Below are 12,539 nucleotides of genomic sequence, written 5' to 3'. Positions count from 1 at the left end.
GTGGGATGACATGAAAAAAGCAATTCGCGGTCAGCTGATTTCATATTACGACAATCCTTTTTCCAAGCCGGTTGAGGACTGTCTTTATTACGAAGAGGATGCCCTACTCGTCATGGACGGCGGGAAAATCATCGCCGTCGGCCCGGCGTCCAGGCTTCTCTCGGATCTCTACCGGGACGTAGAAGTTACGCATTATAAAGATGCCATCATCTGCCCCGGTTTTATCGATTGCCATGTCCATTACCCGCAGACGGAAATGATCGGCGCCTACGGCAAGCAGTTGATCGATTGGCTGAACAAATACACTTTCGTTGCCGAACAGAAATTTGCGGACGAGGCATATGCACGCGCGGCGGCGGAGGTTTTCCTCAAGGAACTTATCCGCGCCGGGACGACAACGGCGGCTGTTTTCTGCACCGTTCATCCGCAGTCGGTGGATGCCTTCTTCGAACAATCGGCCAAAATCAAGATGCGCAACATCGCCGGAAAGGCGCTGATGGACCGCCATGCGCCCCCCGGCCTCATGGACACCGCCCAGAGCGGCTATGATCAGACGAAAAGCCTGATCGCGAAATGGCATGGGAATGGCCGGGCCCTTTATGCCGTGACCCCGCGGTTCGCGCCCACCAGCACGGAAGAACAGATGGAGCTGACTGGGGCCGTCTGGAAGGAACATCCTGGGACATATCTGCAATCGCATATCTCGGAGAACAAGGCGGAACTTGAGTGGGTGAAGGAACTCTATCCGGAACGGAAAAGCTACGTCGATGTATATCAACATTATGGCCAGCTTGGACCGCGCGCGATTTACGGGCATGGGGTGCATTTCACGGAAACGGATTTCCGGACCTTTGCAGAAACCGGAACGGCAATTGCACACTGCCCGACGTCAAATCTCTTTCTTGGAAGCGGTCTGTTTCGTCTTGAACGGGCGATGACCGGATCGCCGACGGTCCGCACCGGCCTCGCCACCGACCTTGGCGGCGGAACCAATTTTTCGCAGCTTGTCAGCATGAATGAGGCGTATAAAATCGCGCAGTTGAATGGCTATGCGCTGAATGCACACAAGGCCTTTTACCTGGCGACACGGGGGGCAGCGGACGCCCTCTATCTGGGAGGTCAAATCGGCAGCCTTGCCGAGGGTCACGAGGCGGATATTGCTGTTCTTGACCTCAAGGCAACACCCATCCTCGACTACCGGCTCGGTCACGCAGAGACAATCGAAGAAGTTTTGTTCGCCTTTATAATTTTAGGCGACGACCGGGCGGTGAGGGCAACCTATGTTGCCGGAGAACTCGTATATGAGCGGGACAGGGATACATTGCTCGAGACGTTCAACGGGTTCTAGGCCGGAAGGCGTCCACCGAGCGCTGCTGTCACTTCGGCGGCGATACTGACCGTGATTTTGCCAAGCTCCTTGAGCCTGTCTCTTGAAATACGTGCTGCCGGACCGGAAATGGACAGGCCAGCGAGCGGCTCCGAATGCTCGTCATAGATAAGGGCCGCGACACATCTCAGGCCGATGGCATGTTCCTCGTCATCAAGCGCGAAGCCGCGCCTCCGTGATGTTGTCAGTTCATCGCGAAGTTTGTCCAGGTCGGTGATCGTTTTATCGGTCAGCTTTATCAGTTTCTGCTCCTCGAAGATGCGGGCCACATCCGTTTCCGGCATGGCCATCAGAATAGCCTTGCCAACACCGGAGCAATGCATGGGAACGCTGTTCCCGGGTTTCGAGAAAACGCGCATCATCTCCCGGCTTTCAACCTGGGCAAGATAGATAACCTTGTCTCCATCCGGGATGGCGAGATTTACCGTCTCGCCGCTCAATTCCATCAGCCGGCGCATATACGGACGGGCGACAGTTGACAGATCGCGCGATATCAGAAATCCATTTCCCGTCACGAACGCCTGCATCGCTATCTGCCATCGGCTCGTATCCCGGTCATATTGGACGTAGCGTTCTTCCTGCAACGTCGTGAGCAGACGGTGGGCTGTCGACGGGGCAAGGGTCAGCGCCTTCGCGATAGACGTCAGCGAGAGGCCCGGAGGATTCTCTGCAATAATGTTCAAGATGGAGAGGGCCCGCGTCAGCGATTGGACCTGTCCGGTTCGCACGGTAGTATCGCCGATCGGTTCCGTTTTCATCATTTCCAGTATTCCATAATGCGAAAATAATTCCATTTTAGTTTATTCTCTTTACCGAACCTGTCAATATTGCGTTGATTATTGATCGGCGCGCATCCTTTGTGTCGTTGATTTCCATGCGTTCGAGGACGAGAGAAAACATATGACAGAACGTGTAATGAAGGCCGGACTGCAGGTTGCACCTGAAATCGTGAAACTGGTGGAGACAGAAATTCTTCCAGGACTGGAGTTGACGGCGGATAAAGTGTGGGATCTTCTTGCCCGCCTCGTCGCTGAATTTGCGCCGCGGAACCGCGCATTGCTCGACAAGCGGGAGGAATTGCAGGCGAAAATTGACGCCTGGCATCTTGAGCGTAGGGGCAAGCCCCATGATGCCGCCGCCTACAAGTCCTTTCTTCGGGAAATCGGGTATCTTGTCGAGGAAGGACCTCAATTCAAAGTCACCACGGCGAACGTCGATCCTGAGATCGCGGATGTCGCGGGACCGCAGCTCGTCGTGCCTGTCATGAACGCCCGATATGCCCTCAATGCCGCGAATGCGCGCTGGGGCAGCCTGTATGACGCGCTTTACGGCACGGATGTTCTGCCGGAAACAAACGGCTGTGAGAAGGGCACCGGCTATAATCCCAAACGTGGTATGAAGGTCATCGAATATGGCTTTGGCGTACTTGACCGGGCGGCGCCCCTTGCCAAGGGAAGCCATCGGGATGTGCGGGCCTACCGCCTCTCTGATCAGGGAGGCCGCAAATATCTTGAGTCGGAGCTCGCCGATGGTTCGGTGACCACATTGGCTGATTCATCCCAATTTGCCGGTTATCTAGGGGCTGCGGCGCCAACCTCTGTTCTTCTTTGCAGAAATGGACTGCATCTCGATATCCAGATCGATCCGACCCATCCTGTCGGCAGGGATCATCCTGCCGGGGTCAAGGATATCCTGATGGAATCCGCGCTCTCGACAATTCAGGACTGCGAAGACTCGGTCGCGGCCGTCGATGCGGAAGACAAGGCACTGGTCTATCGCAACTGGCTCGGCCTGATGAAAGGCGACCTTGAGGACCGCTTTGAAAAAGGCGGGAAGACGATCACACGCGCGCTCAATCCCGATCGCACCTATGTCGATCCTTCGGGCCGGGAGATTACACTTCATGGCCGCAGTCTGCTGCTGGTTCGCAATGTCGGGCATTTAATGACAATAAACGTCGTGCTGGATAGCAATGGCAATGAAATTCCGGAAGGCATACTGGACACGGTGATGACGACGGCGGCCGCCCTCCATGACCTGAAAGGGCTTGGTCGTTTCCGCAATAGCCGGGCTGGCAGCCTCTATATCGTAAAGCCGAAAATGCACGGGCCGGAGGAAGCCGCGTTCACGAATGATCTTTTCGCCGCGGTGGAGGACGGATTTGATCTTCCGCGCAATACGCTCAAGGTCGGCGTGATGGATGAGGAACGGCGGACGACCATAAATCTCAAGGAATGCATTCGCGCGGTTTCCGAACGGATATTCTTTATCAATACCGGCTTCCTCGACCGGACGGGCGATGAGATCCATACCAGTATGGAAGCCGGCGCCTTCATGCGCAAGGAAGATGCGAAAGGCGAGCCCTGGATTGCTGCCTATGAAGACTGGAACGTCGACATCGGGCTGGAAACCGGTCTTCCGGGACATGCCCAGATCGGCAAGGGGATGTGGGCGATGCCCGATGAGATGGCCAAGATGATGACAGCGAAAATCGGCCATCCGAAGGCGGGTGCCAATTGTGCCTGGGTTCCATCGCCGACGGCCGCGACGCTGCATGCGTTGCATTATCACGAAGTGTCCGTCAAGGAACGGCAAAAGGAGATTGCGTCGCGCGGGCGAGCCAGCCTCGATAGCATTCTGACGCCCCCGCTGCTGCAAGGCGCGAATCTTTCGGAACAGGAAATCCAGGCAGAGCTCGAAAACAACGCGCAAGGCATTCTTGGTTATGTCGTGCGTTGGATCGACCAGGGCGTAGGCTGCTCGAAGGTGCCCGATATAAATAACGTTGGTCTGATGGAAGACCGGGCGACCTTGCGTATCTCGAGCCAGCATATCGCCAACTGGCTGCATCACGGCATTTGCACGGAGAGCCAGGTGAGGAAGACGATGGAACGCATGGCGGGCGTGGTTGATGAACAAAATGCCGGTGATCCCTTGTATAAAAACATGGCGGGAAACTTCGACGGCTCCGTGGCGTTCAAGGCGGCCTGCGATCTCGTTTTCAAGGGCCGGGAACAGCCAAGCGGATATACGGAACCGATCCTTCATGCACGCCGAATTGAGGCGAAAGCAGGATAATTTTCCGATATGAAGCTATTGAAAATTCGAAATTACTGATCTGGAGGGGTGGATGCTCACGATAAACCGGCTGTCCCATGCCGATGCGTTAATTCTTATCCGCGGAGCGCGGGAAAAGGCGTTGGAAATCGGCGTACCGATGTGTATTTCGGTTGTCGATGAAAGCGGCAATCTCATCGCGTTCGAGCGGATGGACGGCGGCAAGGTGACAAGCATTACAATTTCCGCGGACAAGGCCTACACCGCCGCCGCCGCCCGCAAGGCAACCCATGAATATAATGCGGTCAATGTGCCGGGAAATCTCGCCTTCGGCATCCATACGGAAGTTGGCGGGCGCGTCTCTTCCGTCGGTGGCGGTCTTCCGGTCGTGGTCGATGGCGAGGTTGTGGGCGGCATCGGATTAAGCTCGGGCACCCCCGCCCAGGATATGGAATGCGCGGAAGCCGGGCTTCGGCATTTTTACCAAACACTCGAATAATCTCTCGTTCACTTGTGCTGCGCCTGTTTCTGTGGCTATAACAAGTTATTAGTCAGATAAACTATTGGTTATGGCGGGAAAGCAGGAGCCCTGTTAGGCACAATGACGGGTGACAGTTCAAAAAACGGAAAATCGGCGTCCTCCGACTTGGAGATGACGACCCTTGAGGGGATCGTCGGTTTTCACATGCGCAAAGCGATTCTTCGTGCGCAGAGCAGCTTTGCGACCGTGGCTGGCAAGAAGCTTATGACCGGGCAGTATTCCGTCATGGCGATCATAAACGAGAATCCGGGACGCACGCAGAGTGCCATTGCGGAGGCGGCGGGCCTCGACCGCTCGTCCCTCGTTCCCATCCTCAACAAGTTTGAAAAGGATGGTCTAATCCTGCGGGCGCCGGTGAAAGGCGACAAACGGGCCTATGCGGTCCGCCTCACGAAAAAAGGCGAACGCGAGCTCGCGGCCCTCGAAAAAAATGTCAGGGAGATTGAAGACAGGGTAATTTCGGGCCTCGGCGAGAAGGATCATAAAAAGCTGATCGACCTGTTGAAGAGATTTCACGACATTATTTGATGAGCGGTAATGACCCACTCGGATGACGCCCCCTGCGGTTAGCGTCTCAGATATCAATCCGGAAGCCCTTTCCGATTAGTGGAAAATTGTCAGGTGCGGATCTTTTTTCGGCCGGCGATTCGTCAGACGGCATGAAATTCTCCACTCTCCATTCCCTCGATTTCAAGCAACTTGTCATTCTCTTCGCCAGGGGCAACTATATCTTGTGATAGAATGATGATCATTTTGTGCGCGAAAAAATATACGTCCTTAAAAGTGTATAAAAATATCAAATAGCAACCATAGCGCTAGCCTCCCTCCGTTCGCTTCCATATACTGATGGTATCGACAGGATGAAAAAGCATTGCGGCCGATTAGGGCGGCATTGGGGGGTAACATGGGAATGATATTCGGGGATCTGAACAACGCGCTTTCCGTTAAATGCTGTTATTCGAAACTTGTTCTTTCCTCGGCTGTATTTATTCTGACATTGTTGCTGTCTGCCGCCTTTTTCCTTCAGGAAATGCCGCAAGGTAAAAAGGATGACATCCCGTCGGAAACCACGGCATTGCTCGATTGACGGTCTAAAAAGGAATGAAAATCCCGAAATTCCGCCAAGTTCAGAGCCGCAAACAATTCCTTAATGAAATAGCTGTTAGATTTTACCTCTGGCCGGACTGATCCGGTTGAGGTCAATAACGAACAGCGATTTGAGATGAGTATTGAGACCAGCGCGCTGGAGAAATTCCGTGCCCGCGCCCGAAATACCAATGTAAACGATGTCACTCTTTTGGCGACGGACTATCTGAACCACTTCAACGAAGCTTTGATGCTGGCTGAACTGGTTGTCGATATGCCCGATATGCTGGAGGATTTCGCGACTTGGGCGCCCCGCTCCTACTCAGATCATTTCCGGGCAAGCGGGATCGCGGACCGCGAACTGGCCATTGAAGCCTATGAGTTTTCGCCGCCGGAATATAAGGAGCCGTTCGAGAAGACAATGCGGCGGCTGGACATCGAGATCCTCTCTCTTCAGGATGAACTGCGCCTTTCCGCGGATATCCCTGATGACGCCGACGCCGGCGAATGTACCGCGGAGCGATGCCTTGTCATTCGTGAATTGATTGATCATGCCGGCGCGATAATTAATGGGCAGCTCTGTGGCGATCTACAGTCATCGCCGAAGGGTGAAGAGGAAGCGACACTCGATCAGGATGAGATAAATGCAATGTTCGGGTAGAAAATTATCGCGACTGTCGGCAGGAGCCTGCCGATCCGGCAGGATGCTCCATGCCCTTTTCGAAGTCTTTTTCCTCGGACTCCTCGGCAGCATCGCCTACCTTCCATCCGCACAGGCAGCGACCGATGCGGCTTGTCGGGCCATCTGGAAGGAACCGGAGGTCGACATTAAGGTCGTGTCTGCTGCACCCAGTCTTGACCATGGAAAATCGTCTGATCAGATTGAGAGGATTGCCAAAAAGAGCGGATTTGCCAAATCGTCCAGCCATGCCAATCTTCTGGGGCTTACCCACTCATCAACTGGCCCGACCTTGAGCGCCGCGACCAATTCCCAGGAAGTTGCACCGGGAAAATACTGCGTGCGTTTGGACCGGGTTCGGCTGACCATTGGCTCCCGGAAGACAAACGTCTATATCGACCGGAAATACCGGAAAAGCAGCTGCGCTTATAAAACGATACTGGCGCACGAGATGGAGCATGTCCGGATTAATGAGCAGATCGTTCAGGATTATATGCCAAAAATAAGACGGGAGCTGAAAGAACGCGCGGCGGGAATTGAGCCCTTCTATACAAAAAACCCGAAAAAGGCCCGCCGGTCCATCGCCAACCGGTTGCTGTTCGAACTCGACCCCTTGCTCGAGGAGTTTAATGAGGCGCGGCTTCGCGCGAATGATGTTATCGATACGCCCGAGGCCTATGCCGCGACGCAGGCAAAGTGCCGCGATTGGTAAGATTCTCTGTATAAATTTGCGAATTATTAACAGTTTCTTGATTAAGTAAAACAATGTCAGCGTAAGGATTTACTCCGGTTGAGAACTCATCCGACAGGAAACAGAGAACTGAGATGATCATTGCGAAAGATATCAAGAAAATGCTGAGAGCTCTTGATGTAGAGAGCGATCATAAGAAGACTGGAACCGCCGCAGATCGCAAGTACCGGCGCGCGGACGTTAGATGGCCGGCGACAATCCGGGCCGAACGCGGTCACGCCTGCCTCCATGAAGAAGAACGCGAAGTGACCGGGATTATCAAGGATATTTCCGCGAACGGGGCGAGGATTGACGTCGACGGGTTATTTTTCGAAAAGAATAATCTTCTGTTGCACGCGACTCAGCTTGGTGCCATTCGTTGCGATCTCGTCTGGCGCCGTGGCAACAAGATCGGCCTGCAATTCTCGGAGGATCCAAGGATGATCCTCGAAAAACTCCAGGAATTGATACCCGGCTTCGATACTACGCATTCCTGATGACGGAAACGCGGTTTCAATCGGCGACGGTTCTTCTCTATGATCCCGAACCGTCGATGCGCCAGAACACGCGGAGCGCCCTCTTGAACATTGGCTTCGGTGAGGTAATCGCCTGCGCCGACGGGCGGGAATTTGTTGAACGGGCGGAACGCGGCGATTTCGATCTGATCGTTGCCGAAACCGCCGGTGAAAAAGCCGACATTCACCACGTCATTCGCGATATCCGCCGCCATCGCCTTGGCAAGGATCCCTTCATCAACGTCGTTCTTTCCCTTTGGAATACGGCGCCGGATATCGTGGGCGACGTCATGAATGCCGGGGCGGATGACCTGATCACCCGCCCCATGTCGCGCACGCAGATATCTACGCGGATCCTGCGCCTGATTTCTGCGCGCAAGCCCTTCATCGTCACGGCGGACTATATCGGGCCGGACAGGCGTCTGGTAACCCGTAGTTCGCCGACGAAGCCCATGCTGATTGTGCCGAATTCATTGCGGGCGAAGGTCGAGAACCGTCCCGAGCTTGCCGCGACGCCCGAAGCGGTTCGTCTCGCCATGACTGTCGTGAACGAGCGCAAGATATCCATCTATGCGGAACAGCTGATGCGGCTTTCCTCCGCGGTGATCCTGTTGTCGGGGTCGCGCGATTCCTTCGGTGACCGTGCGGATGTTGTGGTCGCCATGCGCGAGCGCAACAAATCCCTTATTGAGAGCGTGGCCGGAACGGAATTTACTCATATTGTTTCACTTTGCGATGCGCTTGAGAGCCTGTTGCTGAGGATCGAAAAGGCGACAACGAAGCTTGACGATAAGGATCGTGATCTGCTCTCGCAGATTCCCTATGCCATTCACAAGGGGTGCAGTGAATTGCATCTTTCCGCAGGGCTTGCCTTTGATATTCGCGAGATTTCTAACCGTGTTCGCGATACGCAAAAGAACTCCGGCGCCGAGTCAGGGGCGGAGAATGCAAAAAATAGTGCCCTTTTTGCGTAAATCGCGCTTTGTTCCCTCGGGTAAGCGACTATTATTAGTATTATGATGTGGATGCCGCAGAAGGAGGGCTGGGCCATTTTGAATGTTAATCCGACGGCGCGTCTTGGACTGCTCGCTTCTGTACTCATTCTGTTGACGGTGACATTCGGCGCCGTGACGGCGCAGCAGATTTCTTTTCTTCGCATCGGAACGGGGTCGACAGCCGGCACTTATTATCCGATCGGCACGTTACTCGCCTCCGTGATTTCCAATCCACCGGGAAGCCGCGCTTGTGAAAGCGGGGGATCCTGCGGTGTGCCGGGGCTTATTGCAACGGCCCAGACCACGCATGGCTCCGTTGATAACATCAGCGGGGTTTCGAAAGGTGTATTTGAGACTGCCCTCGCGCAGTCCGATGTGGTGGCGGCCGCTTTTAACGGCACGGGAATCTATGCAAAGAAAAAGCCCGTTAAATCGCTGCGGGTGATCGCCAATCTCTATCCCGAAGATGTCCATCTGGTTGTCCGTCATGATGCGGGGATCAAAAACGTCAAGGATTTGAAAGGAAAGCGGGTATCGATCGACGTCCCCGGTTCAGGCACACGGGAGAATGCCAAGCAGATTCTCCGTGCATATGGCCTGTCGACCAAGGATATTGATGCGATTACCGCTGTACCGGACAAGGCTGTCAGTCTGATGTTGGCGGATAAGCTGGATGCCTTTTTCATCGTCGCGGGCTATCCGGTAACGGCGGTTTCAGAACTTGCCGATGTCGGCAAGATCGACCTGCTGCCGATCAGCGGAAAGATCATTGACGATTTCGTGGCCAAGCATGGATATTATTCTGTTTCCGATATCCCCGAAGGGACATATGCGGGCGTGGGCGCGATCCCGACCCTGGCGGTGAGCACTCAGTGGATCGTCGATGCAGATACCCCAGAAGATCTTGTATATGCAATCACGCAGGCTCTCTGGAATAATAGAAACCGGCATCTGCTGGACCGTGGTCATGCCAAGGGACTGTTGATCCATCTTGATACAGCGACAAAAGGGGTTTCCATTCCGTTGCATCCTGGCGCTGCCCGCTATTACAAGGAAGTAGGTGTTCTTACTGACTAGGATGCCGGAGACAAATTTCATAGACTTGCCGTAACCGGATTGTGGCGGCGAAGGGATAGCAGTTGTCGGCCAGTCCCGGCTTTGATATGGTCGCCGAAAACTAAAGGAGTTCAACGTGATCCCGTTCGTAGTGGCAAGCTCGAAGATCGAAGCCAAACCTATTGTTGTTGTCGAAAAATCAGACTTTGACGGATGGCTCGCCGGGCAGCCCGAGTTCCACAGAAGCTGGGTTGCGTCGCAAGACTTCGACGCGGAAGGTGGGAAAACGCTGCTGTTGCCGAATGAGTCGGGAAACACCGAAGCCGTTGTCTATATCAAGGACGGGGACTGGAATATCTGGTCGCTCGCCGATTTGCCGGCGCGATTGCCGAAGGGTCATTATACCATCGCAACCGAGCTCTCGCCAAAGGACGCGACGGACTTAGCAACCGGTTGGTCGCTTGGCACCTACGCCTTTGATCGTTTTAAAACGGATAAGAAGAAATATGCAACTCTGGTGCTGCCCGAGGGTGCGGACGAGGACATGGTCGCGCGCACGGTCAAGGCCGTCACTTTGGTGCGCGATCTGATCAACCTCCCGGCCGGCGATTTGGGGCCGACCGCGCTCGAGGCGGCGGCGTCACAGGTTGCCGGAGAATTCGAAGCGGGCCAGGGAAATATCGTCGGCGACGATCTCCTCACCTATCACTATCCGATGGTGCATGCCGTCGGGCGTGCTGCCGCCGACGCGCCGCGCTTGATTGACATCAGCTGGGGCGACAAGAGTGATCCGAAAGTGACGCTGGTCGGCAAGGGCGTATGTTTCGACACGGGTGGTCTTGATATCAAGTCGTCCGCCGGGATGCTGATGATGAAAAAGGACATGGGCGGCGCGGCAACCGTACTCGGCCTCGCCTATATGATTATGGATGCAAATATTCCAGTGCGTCTTCGCGTTCTCATTCCCGCCGTTGAAAATGCTATTTCCGGGAACGCCTTTCATCCCGGCGATATTCTGACCAGCCGCAAGGGACTGACAGTCGAGATCGGCAATACGGATGCAGAGGGACGCCTGATCCTTGCCGATGCATTGGCGGCGGCCGATGACGAGGCGCCGGACCTGTTGATTGACGTTGCGACTTTAACGGGCGCGGCGCGGATCGCAGTCGGAACGGAAATCGCCGCGACCTTTACCGACGATGATGCGCTTTTTGCTGATATTGCGGCCCATGGGGAGAAAGAAAAAGATCCCGTATGGCGATTGCCGTTATGGGATGACTATCGGCATCTTCTCGATAGCAAGTTCGCCGATATTAACAATACCGCCTCCGGCGGTGGATATGGCGGCGCGATTACCGCGGGCCTCTTCCTCAAGGAATTCGTCGAGAAAGCCAAAAGCTGGGTTCATTTCGACATAATGGGCTATAACGTCCGCGCCCGGCCGGGCCGCCCTGTCGGCGGCGAGGCTTTTGCGATGCGCGCGCTCTTCGCGCTGATCCGGGAGCGGTATGGCCGTTAAGGTCAGGGATCGGGGCCTTAATATCCTTTTTCAACATCCACCGCATGGAGCAGGTCTTCGCCCTTCTCCGTGCGGATGATATTTTCCGCGACCAGCCGGGCAACGCTCGCCGGATCGGAAATGCTGGCGACATGCGGCGTGATGCGGATTTTCGGATGGTCCCAGAAGGGATGATCCTCGCGTAAAGGTTCCACGTGAAACACGTCGAGCGTTGCGGCGGACAGCTTCCCGCTGTCGAGTGCCGGTATCAGGTCTTCCTCCACGAGATGCGGACCGCGCCCGGCATTGATGATGCCCGCGCCCTTCGGCAATTTGGCGAACAGCTCGGCATTCAGGATATTTTCCGTATGTTGTGTGAGCGGGAGCAGGCAGACCAGAATTTCGCTGCGCGCAAGAAATGCGTCAAGCTGGTCGTCGCCGAAGAAACTCTCGACACCGTCGATTTTCTTCTCTGACCGGCTCCATCCCGCCACGTCGAAATTCAGAAGATGGAGCGCCTTAGCCGCCCCGCTGCCCAATTCACCCATTCCAAGGATGCCAACTTTCCGCTCGCTGGCGAAGGGGGCGAAATGTTCCTTCCAGACATGCTCCCGCTGCTGCGCGTCATAGGCATGGCAGAATCGGTGGTGATTGAGCACATGCTGTACAACATATTCCGTCATGCGTCCCGTCAGGTTCGGATCGACGACACGGGAGAAGGGCAAGTGCCGCGGAAAATCCGGATCGGCAAGCAGATGGTCGACGCCGGCACCCAGCGAATAAATGGCCTGGAGGTTTTTAAGCTTGGCGAGTTCCCCATGGGGCATCTTCCAGCAGAGCGCATACTTTATCTCGTCCGGATTGCCGATATCCGGCCAGATTCGCACTTCGAGGTCGGGAATATATTTACCCAGTTCGCGCCGCCACCAGTCTGCGCGGTCGATATTACTCTTGAACAAAAGGGCCATTTTTTTCTCCGGTATCTTATCTGGATA

Annotated in this window: 13 protein-coding genes; 11 read left to right on the top strand and 2 right to left on the bottom strand. The window is 55.0% G+C overall.

All coding sequences use genetic code 11. The features are described from left to right. The first annotated feature begins 10 nt into the window (after nt 1-10). On the top strand, nt 11-1,348 hold the full coding sequence (gene guaD / locus GQF03_RS15065) for a guanine deaminase (protein WP_161340103.1): 1,338 nt from the start codon (nt 11-13) through the stop codon (nt 1,346-1,348). On the opposite strand, the gene GQF03_RS15060 is transcribed toward guaD, so the two are convergent. Next, nucleotides 1,345-2,148, bottom strand: coding sequence for an IclR family transcriptional regulator (locus tag GQF03_RS15060; protein WP_206375937.1), 804 nt, complete (start codon nt 2,146-2,148; stop codon nt 1,345-1,347). The genes guaD and GQF03_RS15060 overlap by 4 nt on opposite strands. 139 nt (nt 2,149-2,287) lie before the next feature. On the opposite strand from GQF03_RS15060, the gene GQF03_RS15055 reads away from it, so the two are divergent. From GQF03_RS15055 to GQF03_RS15010, 10 genes are all read left to right on the top strand, one after another. Continuing rightward, complete coding sequence (locus GQF03_RS15055; protein WP_161340102.1) at nt 2,288-4,465, top strand: malate synthase G; 2,178 nt, start codon at nt 2,288-2,290, stop codon at nt 4,463-4,465. 52 nt (nt 4,466-4,517) lie between these two features. Continuing rightward, nucleotides 4,518-4,943 carry a GlcG/HbpS family heme-binding protein gene (locus tag GQF03_RS15050; RefSeq protein ID WP_161340101.1) on the top strand — a complete coding sequence of 142 codons (426 nt, stop codon included), beginning with the start codon at nt 4,518-4,520 and terminating at the stop codon, nt 4,941-4,943. Between the two features lie 102 nt (nt 4,944-5,045). Next, nucleotides 5,046-5,513 carry a MarR family winged helix-turn-helix transcriptional regulator gene (locus tag GQF03_RS15045; RefSeq protein WP_161340100.1) on the top strand — a complete coding sequence of 156 codons (468 nt, stop codon included), beginning with the start codon at nt 5,046-5,048 and terminating at the stop codon, nt 5,511-5,513. A gap of 376 nt (nt 5,514-5,889) precedes the next feature. Further along, nucleotides 5,890-6,072: a hypothetical protein gene (locus GQF03_RS15040; RefSeq protein WP_161340099.1), complete on the top strand. Its 183-nt coding sequence runs from the start codon at nt 5,890-5,892 to the stop codon at nt 6,070-6,072. A gap of 135 nt (nt 6,073-6,207) precedes the next feature. Further along, nucleotides 6,208-6,732, top strand: a complete 525-nt coding sequence (locus GQF03_RS15035) for a hypothetical protein (protein WP_194237079.1) — start codon at nt 6,208-6,210, stop codon at nt 6,730-6,732. Between the two features lie 43 nt (nt 6,733-6,775). After that, entirely contained in the window at nt 6,776-7,462 is a 687-nt protein-coding gene (locus GQF03_RS15030; RefSeq protein WP_161340098.1) for a hypothetical protein, read from the top strand. 113 nt (nt 7,463-7,575) lie between these two features. Then, a complete protein-coding gene (locus tag GQF03_RS15025; RefSeq protein WP_161340097.1) occupies nt 7,576-7,977 on the top strand; it encodes a PilZ domain-containing protein in 402 nt (133 codons plus the stop codon). Further along, nucleotides 7,977-8,969, top strand: coding sequence for a response regulator (locus GQF03_RS15020; RefSeq protein ID WP_161340096.1), 993 nt, complete (start codon nt 7,977-7,979; stop codon nt 8,967-8,969). The genes GQF03_RS15025 and GQF03_RS15020 overlap by 1 nt, the downstream gene beginning before the upstream one ends. Nucleotides 8,970-9,020: 51 nt before the next feature. After that, entirely contained in the window at nt 9,021-10,067 is a 1,047-nt protein-coding gene (locus GQF03_RS15015; RefSeq protein WP_161340095.1) for a TAXI family TRAP transporter solute-binding subunit, read from the top strand. A 115-nt stretch (nt 10,068-10,182) separates the two neighbouring features. After that, nucleotides 10,183-11,565, top strand: coding sequence for a leucyl aminopeptidase family protein (locus tag GQF03_RS15010; protein ID WP_206375939.1), 1,383 nt, complete (start codon nt 10,183-10,185; stop codon nt 11,563-11,565). A gap of 17 nt (nt 11,566-11,582) precedes the next feature. On the opposite strand, the gene GQF03_RS15005 is transcribed toward GQF03_RS15010, so the two are convergent. After that, nucleotides 11,583-12,512, bottom strand: coding sequence for a 2-hydroxyacid dehydrogenase (locus tag GQF03_RS15005; protein ID WP_161340094.1), 930 nt, complete (start codon nt 12,510-12,512; stop codon nt 11,583-11,585). Between the last annotated feature and the right edge of the window lie 27 nt (nt 12,513-12,539).

It is taken from the genome of Sneathiella chungangensis, from assembly GCF_009882935.1.
Taxonomy (GTDB): Bacteria; Pseudomonadota; Alphaproteobacteria; order Sneathiellales; family Sneathiellaceae; genus Sneathiella; species Sneathiella chungangensis.
Note: the sequence above shows the minus strand (reverse complement) of the source record. Positions and strands in the feature narration are given on the sequence as shown.